Below are 20124 nucleotides of genomic sequence, written 5' to 3'. Positions count from 1 at the left end.
GTGCTCTGGATGACCCTTTCAGGCAGATGGTTTTCCTCTAAATTCCCTGTGCAATAGGGAAATCCCCACACTTCTTTTTCACCTGTGTGCGGTAAACTCGGTCCATGAAACCCAACGGCAAACTTGCCCTGGTTGTGCTGGGACTGACCTCAACGCTGGCCATCGGTTATGCGCAGCTCAGGTCCTACCAGACCATGCCCTCCGCCAATGCCACCCCGCAGGAACAGACCTTTCAGGAAATCTACAATGCCATCAAGAACGAGTACCTGACTCCAGTCGAAGAGAAAAAACTGTGGGAAGGGGCGCTCACTGGCATGATCGCTGCTCTGGACGATCAATTCACTTACTACACCCCTCCAGAAGACAACGAGATGGATCAGCAGGCGCTGGAAGGCAAGTTCTTTGGCATTGGGGCCACCCTGACCCCCACCAATTCGGATGGCACCGGAGCCAGCATCACTGAACTCTTGCCGGGCATGCCTGCCCAGCAGGTGGGTTTGCAGATCGGAGACAGCATCGTCAAGGTGGATGGGGCGGATGTCACCAAACTGACCCTCACCAAGGTGGTGCAAAAAATCCGGGGTGCAGAAAACACCAAAGTGAAGCTGGAAATTGACCGTGGGGGTGTGCCACTCACCTTCGAGATCACCCGTAAAGAAGTGATCGATTATGCGGTTTACTCTGAAATTCTGCCTGGCAACGTGGGTTATGTGCAGGTGCGCACGTTCTACAACAAGCAGATTTTTGCCCAGATGGACAAAGCCATCAAAGAGATGAGCGACAAGAAGGTTTCCAAACTGGTGTTGGACCTGAGGGACAATGGGGGAGGCCTGCTGTGTGGGGGCATTTATGTGGCAGATGCCTTCCTGAGCAAAGGCAACATCGTGTCTCTGAAAGACCGCACAGGCAGAGAAACTGCTCCTGGTGAGGCATTTGACAGCAACTGCTTCGGTTCGGCCAGGGCTTCCAAAACCGATTACACCGGAAAAATGGTGGTGCTGGTCAACCGCAACAGTGCATCTGCCTCGGAAATCGTGGCTGGAGCTTTGCAGGACAATGACCGGGCCAAGATCATCGGCGAGAAGACTTTTGGCAAAGGTGTGGCCCAGAGCGTCATCAACGATTTGCCAGATGGCGGGAAGCTGGCCCTGGTGTCCAATGAATGGCTGACCCCCAAAGGCACCAGCATTCACAAGAAAGGCATCACGCCAGATGTGCTCCTCGAAGACTCCCGTTTCCCCAAAGTGGTGACCCTGGCAGGCACTGGAGCCACCGCAGGCGAGAAAATCAAAGTCACCATTGGTGGCAAAGAGCTGGAGTTGACCGCCGATAAAGAGGGCAAATTCACCTACACCCAGGTTGCAGAGCGCAAACCCACCAAAGAAGGCACCCGTCTGGATCTTGAGGGAGATGCCATTCTGAAAAAAGGTCTGGAAGTGCTCAACCAGAACTGAGCTGGCACAACATCACGTTTTGGTTTGAGAGGAGGGGAGATCCCTCCTCTTTTTTTGTGGGGGTTCAAGAATTCCAGACAGGAACTAGATATGTTACTCAGTGAGTAGTACACTGTTGACATATGAATGCTGCCATCCACCTGCAAGCTCTGGGTCTGACCGAATACGAATCCAAAGCCTACACTGCCCTTCTTGCACTCGGACGGGCAGCCCCTGCCCGCATTGCCAGACAGGCCCAGATCCCCCGCCCCAAAATTTATGAGACCCTGGAACGCCTGGAAGCCCGAGGCCTGGCCACCCGTGTGCAGCAAAACCCCCTGGAGTACAGCCCCCTCAGCGCCAGAGAATTCATGGACCGCTCCAGACGCTCTTTCAACGAACGCATTGAAAACCTGGAGCGCTCTCTGGCCCGCCTTGCCCCCGATCCTGCCCCGGAAGCCGTTTACCCCCTGATTGGTGAAGTTGCCATCAAGTCATTGGCAGAAAACCTGGTGGAAAACGCCAAGAAAAGCGTGCATCTGGCTGGAAATGAACCCCTGCTGGACGCTCTGGAAAACCAGACCTCCAGAGGGGTGCAGGTGGTCCGTGCCGAAGTCAGCGAACTTCCCAGCATTGCCAAAAACGGCCAGCGGGCCTTTCTGGTGGCACGGGATGGCGAAGCGGCCATTGTGGCCCACTTTGGCGGAGACCGCGAACCCCACGGCGTGCACACCCACAACCCGGTGATCGTGAAACTGGTGGAAGGGTACATTGCTCTGGCGGTGCAGAACAAGAAGTGACCTCCTGCCTTTCGCCTTTGCTCAAGGCTGTCCCCCTTGCAGGGGGACAGTGCAGGCAGAGCAAGCACAGGGGGTTAAGCTGTAAACTGTTCCTGCTATGCACCGAGACGAACTTGTCAGATGGATGAACGATTACCTGCGCATCTCCGATTACAGAGATGTCAGCAACAATGGCCTTCAGGTGGAAGGCAAAGAAGAAGTGAACCGGGTGGCTGTGGCTGTAGACACCTCCCTCAGAACCATTGAAGAAGCCGTGGATGCTGGAGCAGACATCCTGATCACCCACCACGGCCTGTTCTGGGGCAAACCCCAGATGATCACTGGCCCTTTCAAGAAACGCATCCAGAAAGCCCTGGAGGGCGAACTGAGCATTTACGCCATGCACATCCCGCTGGACGCACATCCAGAGGTGGGCAACAATGTGATGCTGGCAAAAGCCCTGAACCTGCGCGATCTGCAACCCTTTGGAGAGTGGGCCGGGAAAAGCATCGGTTTCTGGGGAGAATTGCCTTTTGAACTGGAACTTCAGGACTTCTCAGACCGCATCCAGAAAACCACCGGAGAAATCTGTCTGGTGCACGGAGGCGGCAGCGGCATCGTCAAGCGGGTGGGTGTGATTTCGGGCTCAGCATCAGACAGCATTGGTCTGGCTGCAGCACAGGGACTGGACACCTTCGTGACCGGAGAACCCAAACACCAGAACTTCCATGATGCCTTCGAGTACGGTGTGAACGTGATTTACGCCGGGCACTACGAAACCGAAACCTTCGGGGTGCGTGCGCTGGCTGCCAAACTGGAAGACACCTTCAACCTGCCCTGGCAGTTCATTCACCTGCCCACAGGCCTCTGAATGTTCATCACCTTTGAAGGCCCCGAAGGGGGCGGCAAAAGTACCCAGATCAAGATGCTGTCTCAGGCTCTGGAAGGCCAGTACAGCCTGACCCTGACCCGTGAACCCGGAGGCACCACCACCGGGAACAAGATCCGTCAGATTGTGCTGGAAGATGTCAGTCTGGACATCGAACCCCTCACCGAATTTTTGCTGTACAGTGCCAGCCGTTCACAGCTGGTCCGTGAAGTGATCCGTCCTGCCCTGCAACAGGGAGACATCGTGCTGTGTGACCGCTACTTTGATTCCAGCCTGGCCTACCAGGGGTTTGGCCGGGGGCTGGATTTGCGTTTCCTGCAAGATGTCACCTGGGAAGCCACCGGAGGTTTAAGACCCCACCTGACTTTCCTGCTGGATTTGCAGCCCGAAATCGGACTGGAACGGGCTGCTGCCAGAGGTCAATTTGACCGTCTGGAACAGGCCGATCTGCAATTTCATGAGCGGGTCCGCGAAGGTTTTCTGAACCTCGCCACCGCTGAACCTGAGCGTTTTTACGTGCTGGATGCCACCCGCACCCCCGAAGAACTGCATGCAGAAATTCTGCATGTGGTCCAGAGCACCCTGGTGTTCAGACCCTGAAGCAAACACAGGCTGTCAGATTCAGACAAGTCCAAAAAGGGTTTAATAAGGAAAACAGCAGACAGGTTTGTTCCTGCCTGCTGCGCTCCTGTTGAGGTCTCCATGAACCAGAAGAACATCACCAAGGAAGTCCGCAAGGCCTACCAGAAATACGATGATCAGGCCAAACGCTGGATTGAGGATTACACCGCCCAGGAAGGCAGGATCTACTGTCAGGCGGGGTGCTTCAAATGCTGCGACATGCCCATTCGCATCAGCTGGGCAGAGGCCCTCACCATCTCTGAAAGCCTGACCGAAGAACAATTCGCCAGAATCCAGCGCCATGCCAACAAGGTCTGGGTGAATGCCCACAAGAGCAAAACCTCTGATGAGTACGCAGAGAACCACCGCAAATTTGTGGGGTTCTGCCCCCTGCTGGACAGAGCCAGTGGAGGCTGCACCCTGTACGGAGACCGCCCGATCCGCTGCCGGGACACCTACTCTGGAATGCCTGCCCACTTCTGTGGTGCGGGTGCCCTGGAGAAAATGACCCCTCCAGAACGCAAACAGTACCAGCGCATTGTCCGGTCAGATGAGGTTTTTGATGGATACTCCCATTACATTGCACCTCTGGAAGACCTTTCCATGCCCGCCTGGAACAGATTCAGCCTGATCATGAAACGCGAAATGGGCGTGCAAATCTGGGGCGATTTCTGGTACCTGGTCACCATGACCCGCAATGCAGACTTTGCAGAAGCCCTCACCCTGAAGAACAAACGCAAAGTGGTGCAGAAGCTGCAGGAACTCGGGCTGTACCATGAGGAGATTGTGCAGGTAGAGTGAGAACTTCAGTCCTCTTCCAGGAGGATCTCAACAAATTTGCGCTGCTGCACATCGTAGTAAAACACCTGATACTGCTCTCCCACTCGTAATTTGACCTTCCGGGCCAGTTGCAGACCCAGAGTCACAAAAGCAACTTCCTGCTCATGAGACTCAAAATCAGAACTTGCAGGGTCATCCTGATTGAGGATGTTGTCAAACTGGTCTGCCCACCCGATCAGGGCTTCGGACAATTGGGCAGGGAATTGGAGTTCCTCGGGGTGGGGGTTCCACAAATCCTGCCCATCAGAAATCCACAGGGGCCAGCAGTGGTAATCGGTCATGACTTTCAAAGTGGGTTTGTGTTGAGGTGCCATCAGAGATCTTCCGTATTTTAGAATGGATTTGCTGCTTTTGCTCATTTGCCCCTGACATGGAACGGGTATACTGGAACCAGGGCAAGTACCCTTTCCCCACCCAGGGGTGTACTCGACTCTAGCGACCTCTCATGGATTCTGGGAGGCCAACAGAGGCAAGGTGAAACGGGCAAAGAATGGCTGTCAGACCTGAAATCCAGGGACCGTAAATCCAGAGACAGTCGCAAAACAAAAAAAGACACCACAATACAGGTCAGCAAGACGTGTTAAACCTGCTTTTCGGCAGCTTTTGACGAACATGTTCTCTTGCGCTTTTGTGCTTTCATTGTTCCATCTGGCTTTGTTGCCTGATGGTGCTGCTTGATTTCTAAATTTTGATTCTGGCAACAAAAGCGCACAACAACAGGGACTTTGTCCCAGGTGAAACCATGCCATTTTTGATGCTTTCCATTCTTGCAGATGTGATTGCCACTGCAGCCCTGAAGTCCTCCGAAGGCTTCACCCGCCTGATTCCCACCCTGATCGTGATGGTGGGATACGGTCTGGGATTTTATTTTCTGTCTCTGAGCTTAAAAGTCATGCCAGTGGGAACAGCTTACGCTGTGGCGTCTGGTCTGGGCACTGCCCTGATCGTGCTTCTGGGAGCCCTCTTCCTCAAAGAACCCCTCACTGCTTCCAAACTGTTCAGCATCCTGCTGATTGTGGGAGGGGTGGTGGGGCTCAATCTGGTGGACAAACACAGTTAAAGGATTCCTCAAGGCCCCTGGAACGCCCTGATCACATGGAGCGTATCAAAGAGGGTGATAGCTTGAATACATTGCCAGAACCGCTTGCTGTGCCTCTTTCAGCAGAGGACAGCAAGCCTGGAAAACCGTTCAGGCTGGAGGCCTTCATGCATCAACACATTGTGAAAATTTCTGCCGCCCTCGCTCTGCTGGGTGCACTGGGAACAGGATACGCCCAGAGCACCCCCTCCAAACCGACCCACAAATGTGGAAATTACAGCGTCATTATTCAGCCTGTTTCCGGAGAGGAGTTTCATGAAGAGAAACTGACCCTCAAAGGTCCGAAGGGCACAGTGTTTTCCAGGACCGACTGGTCCATGGAGGTGGCCTGGTGCAAAGACGTGACCGGAGATGGCGTGCCAGAAGTGGACCTCAGGTCCTTTTCGGGTGGAGCGCACTGCTGTTTTACCCATGACCTGTATTCCCTCACCACCCCTCCCAGAAAGCTGGCCCACATTGAGACTGCCCACTCAGACGCACTGGACCCCAGGCAACTGGATGGCAAGGGTCCCCTGGAACTGGTGACTGCAGACTGGCGTTTTGCTTATGGCTTTGGGATGAGTTTTGCAGAGAGTGTGGCCCTTCCAGAGGTTTACTCTTATGTGAATGGGCATTATGCCGTCAACACCAGGGCCTTTCCTGGACTGATTGGGGGCTGGTTCACAGACATTGACAAACTGGAAGACACCTATTCGGTGCTGGCCAGAGTGTCAGAATTGATTTTGCTGGGCAAGGAAAGCCAGATTGCAGGGGTGCTGCAGAAAGCCCCGGATGAGCTGAGGCGCTGGATTGAAGGCTACCTGCCAGACATCAAAGATTCCCTGAGCACCCTGGGGTACAACGAATATGGTGTGCTGGCCGGACTGGCTCCAGAAGACATCACCTACACCTCTGTGGTGGGTGGTTTCACCACTGCAGGAAGCAAGCAGGTGCTGACCCTGGTCAAAGGCAACGCCAAAAATGCACATGTGAAATCGGGTCAATTGGGTGTCTTGCTCATTGACAAGACGGCTTCAGGATTCAAAGTGACTGCCACAGGCTTGACTTTTCCCAGCAAAGGCAAAGACCAGGACTACACCTTCAATCTGCAGCATGCGGTGCGGCGCAGCAATGGGCTCTCAGATGTGGTGGTGGGCAACGGCAGCAGTGGCTCCCTGAAATTGCAGGCTTACCGCATGAGCAAGAACACCCTGATCCTGGTGAAAGATGATGCTCTGGATACCGCTCTGAAATTTCTGCAGGACCTTTACAACCTGGCAGAGGTCAATGGGAAGGTTTTTGACAAAGACGCCAAACGCACCCCCGAGCAGTGGGCTGCCCTGATGGACCGGGCCAGAGTTGCACGGGAGCAGGGCAAAAACTGGACCCCACTTCTGGGCATCGAACCCGAGCAACTGGGAGATTTCAACTGGTACAGCATGCAGTTTCTGCAGGACACCCCTCAGCAAGCCCAGCTTTACCTGACCGTGGATTACGGCAAGCTTCCTGAGGACGGAGGAGACTACGGCATCTTTGGCCCCAGGTATGGCCTGACCCTCACCCTGCAGAAAGACCAGACCTGGAAACCTGTGTCTGTGGACCTCACCCGCCTGCCAGCCACCCCTTATGATGGGGACCAATGATTGACCTCACCCGCAAATTGACCCACGGGTTTCCCACCTGGCCGGGAGACACGCCCTTCACATTTCAGGCCACCATGCAAATTCAGAACGGGGACACCGTCAATGTGGGGATGTTCTCCACCACCACCCACCTGGGCACCCACCTGGACGCTCCGTACCATTACAGCGATCAGGGGGCCAGACTTGGAGAAATCCCACTGGACCTGCTGATTGGACCCTGTCTGGTGCTGGATGCCAGAGGCCATCAACAGTTGCCTGCAAGTTTGCTGGATGGGCTGGAAAATCTGCCTGAGCGAGTGGCTTTCTTCACAGGTCAGCCTGCCGAATGGACCACTTTCCCCACAGAATTCAGCTTCTTCAGTCCAGAACTGATTGACCTGCTGGGAGCGCGTGGCGTCAAAATGCTGGTCACCGATGCCCCCAGTGTGGACCACCTGACCTCCAAAGATTTGCCTGCCCATCAGGCCTGCCTGAGAAACAACATCCTGATTCTGGAAGGGGTGAACCTGACCGAGACCGAATTCAAAACCTATGAACTGATCTGCCTGCCCCTGAATCTGGCAGATGCAGATGGTGCCCCCGCCAGAGCCATTTTCAGAGCACTGTAGAAATCAAAAGAAACCAAAGAACCAAAGGAGAGCGCGTGCCTAGATTTGAAAACAAAAACAAACGCATGCTGCAGGTGCAAATTTCCAACGAAAAAATCTTTGCACTGGCAGGATCCATGGTGGCCTATGAAGGCAACATCAAATTTGAAAAATCCACCCTGGGTGGAGGGGGCATCTTCAAGGCCCTGAAACGTGCGGCCACCGGAGAGGGCATTCCCCTGATGGTCTGCCAGGGCAGTGGAACCATCTATTTTGCCAAAGATGCCCGTGAAGTCAACGTGATGCCCCTGATGGGCGAGAAACTGTTTGTGGAAAGCAGCAGTCTGCTGGCTTATGATCAATCCATCAAAACCGATGTGGTGTTCCGGGGCCTCCGGGGCATGACCTCCGGACAGGGTTTTTTCACCACCACGGTGGAAGGGCACGGTTCCGTCACTCTGCTTTCAGAAGGCCCGATCATTGCTCTGGAAGTCTCTCCCCAGACCCCCCTCTGCGTGGACCCGGATGCTTTTATTGCTTACAAGGGCAACCTGCAGCAGGATTTTGTGTTCGATGTGAACTGGAAGACCTTTGTGGGCCAGGACTCCGGTGAAAGCTTTCAACTGAGATTTTCAGGACAGGGCGTGGTGTACATTCAGCCCGCAGAGAGGTGAACATGGCCAGATACGCCAAAATCAATGAAACCCTGATTCAGGTGGACCTGAACGGCAATGAAGACCTGTATGCCAAGAAAGGCTCAATGCTGGCCTACACCGGAGACATCCAGTTTCAGGGTGCTTTCCTGAGTGGGGGCAGCCTGCGTGAAGCCACCGTGCGTCAGGTGACCGGAGAGGGCCTGCACCTGATGAAAGCCAGAGGCAGAGGAACCGTACTGTACGGTCACCGGGGCATGATGGTCAACATCATCTCTCTGGGAGGAGAGCGCCTGTATGTGGAAAGCGACAGCGTGCTGGCCTTTGACCAGTCCATCCGTCCGGGCACTGAATTTCTGGGCAACCAGGGTGGAGTGGGCGGTCTGGTGCGTGGTGCCATGGCAGGGCAGGGTCTGTTCACCACCACCCTGGACGGCAACGGAGAAGTGGTGATCCTTTCTTCGGGAGATTTGATTGAACTGCAGGTGGACCAGAGCCGCCCCATTTTCGTGGACCCTCAGGCTTATGTGGGACACAAAGGTCACCTGACCACCCAGATCCACACCGATGTCAACTGGAAAACCTTTGTGGGACAGGGTTCAGGAGAAAGCTTTCAATTCAAATTCACGGGCCAGGGCACCGTTTACGTGCAGGCAGACGAAAGGTAAACCATGGACCTCTTGAATCCCAACACCCTGCCGGTCAATGACAACATCAACCCTTACGCTTTTAGCGTCGATGTGGTCAAAGATTACATCGTGCGCAAAGGCAAAATGATTGCTTATTACGGCAATTTGCGCTTTGAAGCCCTGGGTTCCAGCATCATCGACATGATCGTTTCCAATTCCTTCAATGCCCCGGCTTATGGTGGGGATTACATTGTGGCGTCAGGCAGGGGAAAACTGATTGTGGGAGACAACGGCAACCACATCAACAGTTACGACCTGGAAAACGCCAACATGACCATCAAGGCGGTCAACCTGCTGGCCTATGAACCCACCCTGACCTGCGAGGAGTGCGTGACCCCCGGTTACGTGACCTTGCTGGGCAGTGGAAAGATGCTGGCTTCCAGCAGTGGCATGGTGCATTTCATGGAACCACCTGTGCGTGTGGACCCGGAAGCTTTGCTTGGCTGGGCAGATTGCCCCACCCCTTCATTCCACCACGATTATGGTTATGTGCGCAGTGCCCTGAGCCTGGGGGCCAGCATGCTGGGCCTGACCTCCAGTGGCGAGGAGAAACAGATCAACTTCACAGGTCAGGGCACCGTGATCATCCAGTCTTCTGAGGGGGCGCTCAGGGGCACCTCCCTGCTGCAAAGCATGATCAGCGACATGAACCAGTTGCAACAAAGCGAGATGCAGACCCTGAAAGGCTTGCTGGAACAGCGACTCAACAACCGATAAACAATTGCAGGTTTCTGGTTTCTGATCAGGAGGGAGCTGAAAAGTTTCCTCCTGGTTGTTCAATTGGCAAAAAAGTGTCCACCATGTTTTGCCAGCACATCCCGGGCATGTTCTTCCTGCACGCTGTCCTCGGTGAGCACCGAGACCAGCATTTTGCCGTTTTGCAGGGCCTCCTGATAAAAACGAATTTCCTGTTCTGAATCTTCAGAGGTGCTTCCCAGGTTCAGATGCTCGGTGGCCAGCTGGTGGTTGTGGGGACGGTAAGTGGGCACCACCAGAGGCGTTCCCAGCGTTCCCAGTCCAGAGGGAGCCATGGTGTTGTTGGGAGGCAGGTAGTACAGGTCCCGATTTGCACTCTGAACGGCCACATCCTCCAGGATGGTCTGGTCCAGGGTTCCGTCTTCGGTGGGGCCAGCAGCCACGTCCTGTGACGCTTCGGTTTGTGCTGCAAAATCACTCTGGTGGCTGAGCAGAATGTGCTGGTCGCTGATTCCCAGTGCCCTGAGTTCCTGCAAGGCTGCCTGGGTCTGGGCTGCATCATCAAAGAGGGCAGTGATTCTGGACATGGAATGACCTCCTAAGGTTGTTTTCAGAACCATTGTGGGCCTGCAATTGGACATGGACCGTTGGGTTTCCTACCGTCAGGCACAGAGCAAACAAAGAGCAAGCAGAAAATTCTGCTGTGCAGGCTTCATGCATCTGGGCCTTCTGTTTTGAAAATCTCCATCAAAATTCTGTCCATTCAGTATCAGATCATTTAAATTCTGCTACAAACATTTGAAATCCTGCTATACTGTGGGTCTATGTCCCTGACGGGAAGACTGGTGTTAAAAGGAACAGGTGACGGGGCCTTGCCCCCCATGCTGGAACAATACGTGCAACTGCGCGATCAATATGCAGACCACCTGCTGCTGTTTCAGGTGGGAGACTTCTACGAGGCGTTCGGAGAGGACGCAGAGCGGCTGTCCCGTTTGCTGGGGATCACGCTCACCCACAAGACCAGCAAAGATTTCACCACCCCCATGGCTGGAATTCCCATCCGGGCACTGGATCCCCATGTGGAAAAGCTGCTGCATCTGGGCACCAAAGTGGCCATTGCAGACCAGCTTGAAGAGCCCGGTGGCGGACTGGTGCACCGCAATGTCACCCAGCTCCTGACCCCCGGAACCCTCACAGAAGAACGGTTGCTCAGCCCCGATGAAAATTACCTGGGGGCTGTGGCCACCGGAGATGGGTACGCGCTGGCCTTGCTGGATGTCTCCACCGGAGAATTCAAATGTGCCCTCCTCACCTCCAGAAGTGCCCTTTACGATGAGCTGTCCAAACACCGTCCCAGAGAGCTGCTGCTGTCTCCAGAACTGAAAGACAATCCTGTGCTGTACGCCGAATTTCAGGCCCGATTTCCCATCATGTTCAGTGAAACCCGCTTTGAGGCAGAAGAATGCGATCAGGCGTTGCTGGGCCAGTTTGGGCGCATTCCAGATTACCTGGAGAACATGGCTTTGCGGCGTGCTTGCGGTGCTGCCCTGATGTATGCCAGTTTTGCCCAGCAAGGGCAGCTGACCATGGTGACCCGCCTGACCCGCTTTGATCCGGGTGCCCACATGCACCTGCCCGAAAGCACCCTGAATGCCCTTGAAGTCTTCAAACCCAACAGTGCAGGAAGCCTGACCCTGCTGGATGTGCTTTCAGAAACCCGCACCTCTGGCGGAAAACGCAGGCTCAGGGCGTGGCTCAGGCAACCCCTGCTGGATGAAGGCCTGATTGCTGCCCGCCTGCAGGCTGTGGAAGACCTGATGAAACAATCTGTTGCCCGCAACAAGATTCGCAGCCAGCTTTACCGTGCCCATGATCTGGAACGGCTTTCTGCACGGGTCAGCACAGGCAGAGCCACTCCCCGTGAAGTGGCTGCCCTGGCCCGCACCCTGGAACTGCTCCCTGAATTGCAAGAAGCTTTGCAGGGGTTTTCTGGACTTTTGCAGGATTTGAAAAGCAGGCTGGGGGATTTGCCCGAAGCGGTGGCCCTGATCCGTGCTGCGCTGGTGGAGGATCCACCCATCAAGCTTTCAGAAGGCGGCCTGATCCGGGACGGTTTCAATGCAGATCTGGATGCCCTGCGTCAGGAAGCGCTGGACGGCCGCACCTGGATGGCCAATCTGGAACAGATCGAACGGTCCAGAACCGGCATTGGCAACCTCAAGGTGAGTTACAACCAGGTGTTCGGGTATTACCTGGAAGTCACCAGCGCCCATTTCAGCAAAATCCCGGACGATTACCACCAGATTGCCACCCTCAAAGACCGGGCCAGATTTGTGCGCCCGGACATCCGGAACCGTGAACGCCAGATTTCCCGTGCAGAAACTGCAGCCATGGCCCTGGAAAACGAAGTGTTCCAGCATCTGAGAGATGAACTGAAAACCCATGCAGAGCACCTGTCTCTGCTGGCTTCCGCGTTCTCAGATCTGGATGTGCTCTGCACCCTGGCAGAAGTTGCAGCAGAACACCACTGGATCAAACCCAGCCTGTCTTCTGAATTGCGTTTGCATCAGGCCAGACACCCGGTGGTGGAGAAAAACCTGGGAGAAAACTTCATTCCCAACGATGCCCTGATGCATCCCTCCCGCCATCTGCTGGTGATCACGGGTCCCAACATGGCCGGGAAAAGCACCTACCTCAGGATGGTGGCCCTGTGTGCCCTGCTGCATCAGGTGGGATCGTTTGTGCCTGCAGAAACTGCACAGCTTCCCCTCTTTGATGCCATCCACACCCGCATTGGGGCCAGCGATGACCTGGCAGGAGGCCGCAGCACCTTCATGGTGGAGATGACCGAACTGGCCAGCATCCTGCACACCGCCACCCCCAGAAGCCTGATCATTCTGGATGAGGTGGGACGCGGAACCTCCACCCTGGATGGACTGGCCATTGCGTGGTCCAGCCTGGAGCACCTGCAGGTGCTGGGGGCTTATACCCTGTACGCCACCCACTACTTTGAACTCACCCACCTGGAGAGCAAACTGCCCGGTGTGGTCAACCTTCACGTGGCTGCCCAGGAAGAAGCCGGAGGTCTGGTGTTCTACCATCAGGTGATGGAAGGGGCGGCCAGTGAATCCTACGGGGTCAGTGTGGCAAAACTTGCTGGACTTCCTTCAGGCGTCACCGACAGGGCCGACCGTTTGCTCAGGTCTTTCCGGGCCAGAGAGCAGGAGCAGTACCATGAAGCCATGCGCCGTCTCAGCACCCTGGAAGTCAGTCGGCTCACCCCTCTGGAGGCTTTAAAAGCCCTCCATGACTTGCAGATGTTGCTGCACGCAGGAGAGCCGTCATGATTCACATTCTTCCTGTGGACATCCAGCGCCTGATTGCCGCTGGAGAAGTGATCACCCGGCCCCTGGATGTGGTGCGGGAACTCATCGACAATGCCCTGGATGCCCAGGCCACCCGCATCGACATTGAGCTTGCTGGTGGAGGCCTGACCTCCATCAGCGTGCGGGACAATGGGGTGGGCATCTCGGCAGAAGATCTGGCGAAAGCGCCTTTGAGACATGCCACCAGCAAGATCCAGGACATGCAGGACGTGCATGCCATCAAAACCCTGGGTTTTCGCGGAGAGGCCCTGTGGAGCATTGCCTACGCAGGATACCTGCAAATCACCACCCGTCCGCAACAGCAACTGGGTGGCATGGAACTGTTTGCTTTTCAGGACCGCATTCGGGTGTCTGCCACGGCCTGTCCTGCAGGAACCAAAGTCACGGTCATGAAGCTCTTTGAAGACCTTCCTGCCCGCCTGAGGATCCAACTGCAACCATCCAGTGAATACCGGGACATCATCATGCTGGTGGGGCGCTACATCCTGCACCATCCCCAGGTCGGTTTCAAATTGACGCTGGATGGAGAGCTGAAATTTCAGCATGTCAGCAGCGATCTCATCCATGCAGTCGGCACTGTTTTTGGCCCCCTCAGTGCCAACCGCATGATGAATGTTCAAACCCCCATGGTTCAGGGGGTGATTTCCAGGCCGGAACTCACCCGCCCGAGGCGCGACCGCATGCACCTCGCTGTCAATGGTAGGCCGATTCAGGCTTCAAATGAATTGGAGAATGCCATTATCTCGGGTTACGGGGAATTCCTACCCGCAGGCCAGGCCCCCACCTGCATCCTGAATTTGAACCTGCCTCCAGAGACCCTGGATGTCAACATCCACCCCACCAAAACCCAGGTGGCGTTTCAGAACCTGTCCGAGGTGCTGGAAACCCTCAAAGCCGTGGTCAAGGCATCGCTTTTGCAGCACCCGCTTGCCCAGGCTGCTCCGCAACCCAGGGTGGTGACTGAACCCATCCAGGACACCAATGCTCTGCCAGATTTCCGCATGATTGGGGTGTACCGCGAACTCTACTTCCTGGCAGAGTCCGAGGGGGATTTGTGGGTCATTGATGCCCATGCTGCGTTTGAACGCATCTGGTACGAAAAACTGCAAGCTGCATTCAGGCAGGCTGAACCCCTGGAGCTCACCAGTCCTGAGATGGTGCAACTGGGATCAGAGGCACTGGGCATCCTGCTGGAACGCGCCCCGGTGCTGGTTCGCTGGGGATTCCTGCTGGAACCGTTCGGAGCAAACCTGGTGCGTGTGCGCTCCATTCCGCAGGCCCTCAGCAAACTGCCCATCCAGAACGCTGTGCAACTGGTGATTGACTCTGCTGTTTCTGGCAGTGACCCGGAACGGGATGTGCTGGCAAGACTGGCCTGTCTGCCTGCCCTGAAAGCCGGGCAGATTCGCATGGACCACGGCCAGGACCTGATGAACGGCCTGAAAAATTGTCAAAATCCCTGGGTCTGCCCACACGGACGGCCCACCACCCTCAGGCTGTCTGAACGGGACATTGCCCATGCTTTCGGACGCAGAGGGGTGCGGGATCTGGCACGGGGGCGGGACCTCAAAGAAGCAGAAGGCAGAAAGCAGAAGGTCGAAGGCGAATAAAGCTTATGCAACAGCATTTTTTGCCTTTGCCTTCAGCCTTTTGCCTTCTGCAGCATCTGTGATATAATCGCAAAGTTGACTGCGCCATAAGCCCAGAATTCACCCCGAAAACAGGCAGAACGCAGTGCTGGAGGAGTCCCATGAAGAAGAGCATTCACCCCAAAGTCGTTCCCTGCAAGATCATCTACCAGGGTCAAGTTGTGATGGAAACCTACTCCACCAAGCCCGAAATCCACGTGGACGTGTGGAGTGGTGTGCACCCCTTCTGGACCGGCGAAGACCGCTTCGTCGACACCGAAGGTCGCGTGGACAAATTCACCAAGCGCTTTGGTGACAGCTACCGCAACAAGAAGAAGTGATTTTTCACTTCTGAATCAAACCCCCGAGATGTCTCGGGGGTTTTGCTTTGGGTCAGATGGTTTTTATTGCGTTGATCGGTGAAACAGATGATGCTTCTGAATCCTTCTGTTGCAAAAAACACCAATCCAGGAAGCAACTTCTTGTGCTTCTGTGCCTCATGCTTTTGTGAAATGCGTTCAAAAACCAGCTGCCTGCAGGGGAGGGGTGCGCTCTGGTGTGAGGGCAGCCATGCGGTTTTGCAGGCTGGCAATGGTCAGGTCAAACATGTGAAAATCTTGACGCTGGCATTCTGCGGCGACTGCAGTGAGCTGCAGTCTGGCCCTTTCCAGAAAACACACCCTGCTGTGCAAATCAGGATGTGTTTCAGCGGTTTGCAGGGCTTCTTCTGCACCTCGCAGGTCATGTTCAATCAGGTTTTGAAGATCGGTCAGAGGCATGATCAAGCTCCTTTCATGGGGTCAGGCTGAAGCGGATTCAGCGTTCCTCTGACGTTCAGGGTACCGCAACCTGCAGTGCAATTCTGTAACAACTGTCGTGGTTACAGAGCTCATCTTTTTCAAACAGATGAATTGGCGGTGCTCTGGGCCTCGCTGATCAAATACAGGTTGATGGTTTTTCCGAAAGACTCTACGGTGGCCACAACTTTCAAACCCAGTTTGCTCAAGCCCAGGGCCTGCAATTGGGCCTTGGTGGCCAGACCCACTGGAACATCAGACAATTTTGCATAATGTGGATTTGTCATGCCCCCAATGTACATGATGAAATGTGACAGATGTCCTACATGACATTTGCATGACAACGGGTTCTTGAGCCATCATGCTTCATGCAAATGATCAATCAAGCCTTTCTGTTCTGTAGCGTCTGGGGGTTCTTTTGGGGTGTTGTTCCTGGTTTAAATGGACAGCACCATCAGAAACAACGGAGCCTGCAACAGGCTTTTTGACAGCAAACAGGGAAAAAAGAGCAGCAAAAGTACAGGAGGAATTCTGTAAGTTTCGGGCAGGGTCTGACAGCAAAGTGTCCATTCCGGGGCTGTACTGAGGTCCGAAAGGATCAGCCCTGCAGGGCACCCATGCGAAACCAGAGAGACAGTTTTGCTGCAAAGCAGCATCAGAAAGGTCAGGGGCTTTTGGACTGCTGCTTTCAGATGTTCACTTGCAGATGTTCACTTGCAGACCAGCTGCTCCTTCATGGGTTGCCTGCTTGTTGCAAAGAGCAGGGGCATTTCAGATAAAATCACTCGCAGAAGGCATTGATTCTGCTTTGACCCCACCAGCAAGTGCCCAGAAGGGCTGAGAAAGTGAGACCCCATGACCATCGAAAACAAGAGGCTGGCTTACGATTTTTTGAATTTCTTCTCTCAGGGGCAGGGAAGTGCTGCACAGCTTGCAGCAGTTTTCACGGCCTCCCTGCCCAGTTACAGAACCCAGGAACTGAACCGTGAAGCTTTTTTGCAGGCGGTGAACCATTTGCAGCAAGCCCTGGTGGATTTCAGTTTTGAAATCCAGGACCTGGTGGCCTCTGCAGATCGGGTGGCGGTGCGCTGGAAATCCAGTGGGCGGCATCTGGGTGTGCCCTTGCAAACGGTGGCAGGAGAGCTTCCTGCATCCGGGCAAGCGTTTTCCATCACGGGCATGTTGTGGCTTTCTGTGCAGGATGGACAGATCACCCACGCAGTGTTCAAAGAAGACACCAATGGGCTGCTCAGGCAACTTTCCAGTGTGCAGGACCTGCAACTCCAGGAACAGCGGCGGCTGACAAGCCGCAGGTACTTTGATGACCTGATGAATGCTGCCCGCACAGAGGTCATTCCCGAGATCTTCACCGAGGATGTGCGTCTGGTGTTGCCTGCCCGTCCACAACCCATTCAGGGCCATGAAGGCCTTGAGGTGTTTGCCACCCAGTTGAGGGCTGTTTTTCCTGACCTGCGCTTTCAGGTGGACGATGAGGTGGTGGAAAACCACAGGGTGTTCACCCTGTGGTCGCTGGCGGGCACCCACCAGGGGCCTTTTCTGGGCATTCCTGCGTCGGGTCGGGTGATTCAGGATGCCGGAATTGATCTGTTTGTTTTTGAAGGTGAACGGATCCGGGAAATTTACATCAACCAGACCGATTTCCTGCTGATCCAGCAATTGAAAGGCCAGGATCCACTTCTTCATAAATAAAGTTTGCGTGAAACAAATGAGGAAGACTTTTCTCATTTGACAGGTGTTTGAAGCAGTGTTAATGCAGAAAGATTGAGGTTGTTTTAAAACAATGAGACGGCAATTGTCCTTTAGGCAATGGGTACATCTGTCTTACAACCTTAACGTTTGGACCTAACTGTAGTGAAACTGAGAGGAGCATAGTATTCTGGGAAGTGCAATGTTACAAGAGTTCGTGAAGGCCAGCAACAAATACAAGGTGGGAGACACGGTGATCGTCTATCCCAGTCTGTCCAACCCCCAGCCCCTCTTTCGCAAAGACACCATTTCCCACATCACCGAAGAGGGTTTTGTCACCTGGTCGGGTCTGTCTTTCACCAGCAAATGCATCAGTGCAGATGGAAAACTCAAGTTTTCCAGGTGGCAAAAGCACCACCAGAACTACGTCAACAACCCCTCTTACGCCCTGAATGTTCGGCGTGGAATGGGCATGTTCACCATCTTCAGTGTGTCGTTTTTGACCCTGGCGGTCATCTCCAAGTTTACGGCCCTGTTTCTGAATTCCCCCTTCTGAGTTTTGCTGTTTTAACCCCTGCGCACTTCTCTTGAACTTTCCACCCGGTCTGAAAATGCCGGGTGTTTTGTGTTTTGGGAAAGACAGATGATCAAAAGGATCATTTTTGGAGGCTGCCTCAGGCAGAAAGCTGGCTTTGCAGGTTTGGTCTGGGGGTGGCTGTAAGGTGTTGCAATTGCGACAAGCTAGTCAATTGATCTCCCGCACAATTGATAGCATTTGTATACTATGAGCGTGGCAATCCTTCTTCACAATCAGGTTCAGACCAACACTTTGTGGGCTGAACTTCAACAGGCTGCACAGCAGGTGGCTGACAGCGAAGTGGTCCTCCGTACCCTGCTGAATGCCGCATTGCTGCAACCCAAAACCCTGGCAGAAGGCCTGGCAGTCCTGTTGTCCAGCAAGCTGTGTACTGCAGAGGTCAATGCTGCAGACCTGAAAACAGAGTTTCTGGCCATTTTGAGCCAGGAAAATGTGCTGGATGGGGTGGCGCTGGACCTGCAAGCCATCCGGGAGCGGGATGCTGCAGTGAAAGACCTTTTGACCCCTTTTCTGTTCTTCAAGGGTTTCCATGCTTTGCAAACCCACCGCATTTCCCATACCCTCTGGACTTCAGGACGGCAGGCTTTTGCGCTGTTCTTGCAGAGCCAGATGTCTCTGGTGTTTGCCGTGGACATTCATCCTGCTGCAAAACTGGGATCGGGCATCCTGATGGACCACGCCACCGGAGTGGTGATTGGTGAGACCGCAGTGGTGGCAGACAATGTTTCCATGCTGCATGGGGTGACTCTGGGCGGCACTGGAAAACAGTGCTGTGATCGACACCCCAAGATCCGTTCCGGGGTTCTGATTGGTGCTGGAGCCACCGTGCTGGGCAACATTGAAATCGGCAAGGACGCCAAGATTGCCGCCGGCAGTGTGGTGTTAAAATCTGTGCATGCCCACACCACTGTTGCGGGGGTGCCTGCCAAAGTCATGGCCCGCAATGTGAAATTCACCCCTGCCCTGGAGATGAACCACGAATTTGACATCCACATCTGAACTGCTCAAAAGCAGGTCTGTTTCTGAAGCCCGCACCATCCCTGTCCGCAACACTTTCTCAAGGAGGATCATGTGACTGTTTACGACGACAATTCCCTGACCATCGGGCACACCCCACTGGTGCGCCTCAAACGCATTGGCAACGGCAACATCTACGCCAAACTGGAGTCCCGCAACCCTGCAGGCAGCGTGAAGTGCCGCATTGGGGCCAACATGATCTGGGATGCCGAAGAGCGTGGGGTGCTGAAGCCCGGCATGACCCTGGTGGAGCCCACCAGTGGCAACACCGGCATCGGTCTGGCTTTTGTGGCTGCAGCCAGAGGTTACCCCATCATCCTGACCATGCCTTCCAGCATGAGCCTGGAGCGCCGCAAGGTCCTGAAGGCCCTGGGTGCCGAACTGGTGCTCACCGAGCCCCCCAAAGGCATGAAAGGGGCCATTGCAAAGGCCCAGGAAATTGTGGACAGCGATCCTGAAAAATACCTGCTGCTGCAACAATTTGAGAACCCTGCCAACCCTGCCATCCACGAAAAAACCACGGGGCCTGAAATCTGGGAAGACACCGAAGGCAAAATTGATGTCTTTGTGGGTGGAGTGGGCACCGGGGGCACCATCACGGGTGTGAGCCGTTACATCAAGAAAACCCAGGGCAAGGCCATCACCACGGTGGCTGTGGAGCCCGTGAACAGCCCTGTGATCAGCCAGACCCTGAATGGGGAAGAGCCCAGGCCCAGCCCCCACAAAATTCAGGGCATTGGTGCAGGCTTCATTCCCAAGAACCTGGACCTCAGCCTGGTGGACCGCGTGGAAACCGTCACCGATCAGGAAGCCATTGACATGGCCCGGCAGCTGATGCAAAAGGAAGGCATCCTGGGGGGCATTTCCTGTGGTGCTGCAGTGGCAGCGGCTGTGCGTGTTTCTGAACAGCCCGAATTCAAGGACAAGTTGATTGTGGTGGTGCTCCCTGACTCGGGTGAACGCTACCTCTCCAGTGTGCTCTTTGAGGGCATCTTCAGCGAGCAGGAAACGGTGCAGTAAAGCTTTATTTTGCAAAGCCAGGAAAAATCCAGAGAGGGTTTCTGCTTGCAGAAACCCTCTCTG

Annotated in this window: 22 protein-coding genes; 18 read left to right on the top strand and 4 right to left on the bottom strand. The window is 54.8% G+C overall.

Annotated features, from left to right (window positions below; translation table 11 throughout):
- Positions 1 to 104: 104 nt before the first annotated feature.
- The 5 genes from IEY52_RS02460 to IEY52_RS02440 all read left to right on the top strand — a co-directional run bounded on the left by IEY52_RS02460 (position 105) and on the right by IEY52_RS02440 (position 4523).
- Positions 105 to 1454, top strand: coding sequence for a S41 family peptidase (locus tag IEY52_RS02460; RefSeq protein ID WP_188999284.1), 1350 nt, complete (start codon positions 105 to 107; stop codon positions 1452 to 1454).
- A 122-nt stretch (positions 1455 to 1576) separates the two neighbouring features.
- Positions 1577 to 2233 carry a TrmB family transcriptional regulator gene (locus IEY52_RS02455; protein ID WP_188999281.1) on the top strand — a complete coding sequence of 219 codons (657 nt, stop codon included), beginning with the start codon at positions 1577 to 1579 and terminating at the stop codon, positions 2231 to 2233.
- Between the two features lie 97 nt (positions 2234 to 2330).
- Positions 2331 to 3083, top strand: a complete 753-nt coding sequence (locus IEY52_RS02450; protein ID WP_188999278.1) for a Nif3-like dinuclear metal center hexameric protein — start codon at positions 2331 to 2333, stop codon at positions 3081 to 3083.
- Positions 3084 to 3701 (top strand): dTMP kinase, encoded by a 618-nt coding sequence (tmk, locus tag IEY52_RS02445; protein WP_188999263.1) that lies wholly within the window; start codon positions 3084 to 3086, stop codon positions 3699 to 3701.
- A gap of 102 nt (positions 3702 to 3803) precedes the next feature.
- Positions 3804 to 4523: a YkgJ family cysteine cluster protein gene (locus IEY52_RS02440; protein ID WP_188999261.1), complete on the top strand. Its 720-nt coding sequence runs from the start codon at positions 3804 to 3806 to the stop codon at positions 4521 to 4523.
- A 5-nt stretch (positions 4524 to 4528) separates the two neighbouring features.
- Here the strand turns inward: IEY52_RS02440 and IEY52_RS02435 are convergent, their stop codons facing one another.
- Complete coding sequence (locus tag IEY52_RS02435) at positions 4529 to 4876, bottom strand: immunity protein CdiI family protein (protein WP_188999259.1); 348 nt, start codon at positions 4874 to 4876, stop codon at positions 4529 to 4531.
- A 428-nt stretch (positions 4877 to 5304) separates the two neighbouring features.
- Here IEY52_RS02435 and IEY52_RS02430 point away from each other — a divergent pair, with 428 nt between their 5' ends.
- From IEY52_RS02430 to IEY52_RS02405, 6 genes are all read left to right on the top strand, one after another.
- Positions 5305 to 5622, top strand: a complete 318-nt coding sequence (locus tag IEY52_RS02430; protein WP_188999256.1) for a DMT family transporter — start codon at positions 5305 to 5307, stop codon at positions 5620 to 5622.
- A gap of 146 nt (positions 5623 to 5768) precedes the next feature.
- A complete protein-coding gene (locus IEY52_RS02425) occupies positions 5769 to 7283 on the top strand; it encodes a hypothetical protein (protein ID WP_188999254.1) in 1515 nt (504 codons plus the stop codon).
- Entirely contained in the window at positions 7280 to 7891 is a 612-nt protein-coding gene (locus IEY52_RS02420) for a cyclase family protein (protein WP_188999251.1), read from the top strand. The genes IEY52_RS02425 and IEY52_RS02420 overlap by 4 nt, the downstream gene beginning before the upstream one ends.
- 35 nt (positions 7892 to 7926) lie before the next feature.
- Positions 7927 to 8544 (top strand): AIM24 family protein, encoded by a 618-nt coding sequence (locus IEY52_RS02415; RefSeq protein ID WP_229684613.1) that lies wholly within the window; start codon positions 7927 to 7929, stop codon positions 8542 to 8544.
- A 2-nt stretch (positions 8545 to 8546) separates the two neighbouring features.
- On the top strand, positions 8547 to 9191 hold the full coding sequence (locus IEY52_RS02410; RefSeq protein WP_188999248.1) for an AIM24 family protein: 645 nt from the start codon (positions 8547 to 8549) through the stop codon (positions 9189 to 9191).
- A gap of 3 nt (positions 9192 to 9194) precedes the next feature.
- Complete coding sequence (locus IEY52_RS02405; RefSeq protein WP_188999245.1) at positions 9195 to 9929, top strand: AIM24 family protein; 735 nt, start codon at positions 9195 to 9197, stop codon at positions 9927 to 9929.
- A 59-nt stretch (positions 9930 to 9988) separates the two neighbouring features.
- On the opposite strand, the gene IEY52_RS02400 is transcribed toward IEY52_RS02405, so the two are convergent.
- Positions 9989 to 10495, bottom strand: coding sequence for a hypothetical protein (locus IEY52_RS02400; RefSeq protein ID WP_188999241.1), 507 nt, complete (start codon positions 10493 to 10495; stop codon positions 9989 to 9991).
- Between the two features lie 237 nt (positions 10496 to 10732).
- Here IEY52_RS02400 and mutS point away from each other — a divergent pair, with 237 nt between their 5' ends.
- The 3 genes from mutS to rpmE all read left to right on the top strand — a co-directional run bounded on the left by mutS (position 10733) and on the right by rpmE (position 15263).
- Positions 10733 to 13255 (top strand): DNA mismatch repair protein MutS, encoded by a 2523-nt coding sequence (gene mutS / locus IEY52_RS02395; protein ID WP_229684612.1) that lies wholly within the window; start codon positions 10733 to 10735, stop codon positions 13253 to 13255.
- Positions 13252 to 14904 (top strand): DNA mismatch repair endonuclease MutL, encoded by a 1653-nt coding sequence (gene mutL / locus IEY52_RS02390; protein WP_188999238.1) that lies wholly within the window; start codon positions 13252 to 13254, stop codon positions 14902 to 14904. The genes mutS and mutL overlap by 4 nt, the downstream gene beginning before the upstream one ends.
- Positions 14905 to 15044: 140 nt before the next feature.
- The gene (gene rpmE, locus IEY52_RS02385; RefSeq protein WP_188999235.1) at positions 15045 to 15263 is read left to right on the top strand and encodes a 50S ribosomal protein L31; all 219 of its coding nucleotides are present in this window, start codon (positions 15045 to 15047) and stop codon (positions 15261 to 15263) included.
- A gap of 177 nt (positions 15264 to 15440) precedes the next feature.
- Here the strand turns inward: rpmE and IEY52_RS02380 are convergent, their stop codons facing one another.
- A complete protein-coding gene (locus tag IEY52_RS02380) occupies positions 15441 to 15701 on the bottom strand; it encodes a hypothetical protein (RefSeq protein ID WP_188999232.1) in 261 nt (86 codons plus the stop codon).
- Positions 15702 to 15820: 119 nt separating this feature from the next.
- On the bottom strand, positions 15821 to 16006 hold the full coding sequence (locus IEY52_RS02375) for a hypothetical protein (protein WP_188999230.1): 186 nt from the start codon (positions 16004 to 16006) through the stop codon (positions 15821 to 15823).
- 568 nt (positions 16007 to 16574) lie between these two features.
- Between IEY52_RS02375 and IEY52_RS02370 the strand changes: the two genes are divergently transcribed.
- The 4 genes from IEY52_RS02370 (at position 16575) to cysK (ending at position 20061) form a co-directional block, all read left to right on the top strand.
- Entirely contained in the window at positions 16575 to 17429 is an 855-nt protein-coding gene (locus IEY52_RS02370; protein WP_188999228.1) for an ester cyclase, read from the top strand.
- 199 nt (positions 17430 to 17628) lie between these two features.
- Entirely contained in the window at positions 17629 to 17982 is a 354-nt protein-coding gene (locus tag IEY52_RS02365) for a hypothetical protein (RefSeq protein WP_188999225.1), read from the top strand.
- Between the two features lie 234 nt (positions 17983 to 18216).
- Positions 18217 to 19023 carry a serine O-acetyltransferase gene (gene cysE / locus IEY52_RS02360; protein WP_229684611.1) on the top strand — a complete coding sequence of 269 codons (807 nt, stop codon included), beginning with the start codon at positions 18217 to 18219 and terminating at the stop codon, positions 19021 to 19023.
- A 72-nt stretch (positions 19024 to 19095) separates the two neighbouring features.
- Positions 19096 to 20061: a cysteine synthase A gene (gene cysK / locus IEY52_RS02355; RefSeq protein WP_188999219.1), complete on the top strand. Its 966-nt coding sequence runs from the start codon at positions 19096 to 19098 to the stop codon at positions 20059 to 20061.
- Positions 20062 to 20124 lie beyond the last annotated feature (63 nt).

Origin of the sequence: Deinococcus roseus, assembly GCF_014646895.1 — a bacterium.
GTDB classification, from domain to species: domain Bacteria; phylum Deinococcota; class Deinococci; order Deinococcales; family Deinococcaceae; genus Deinococcus_C; species Deinococcus_C roseus.
Note: the sequence above shows the minus strand (reverse complement) of the source record. Positions and strands in the feature narration are given on the sequence as shown.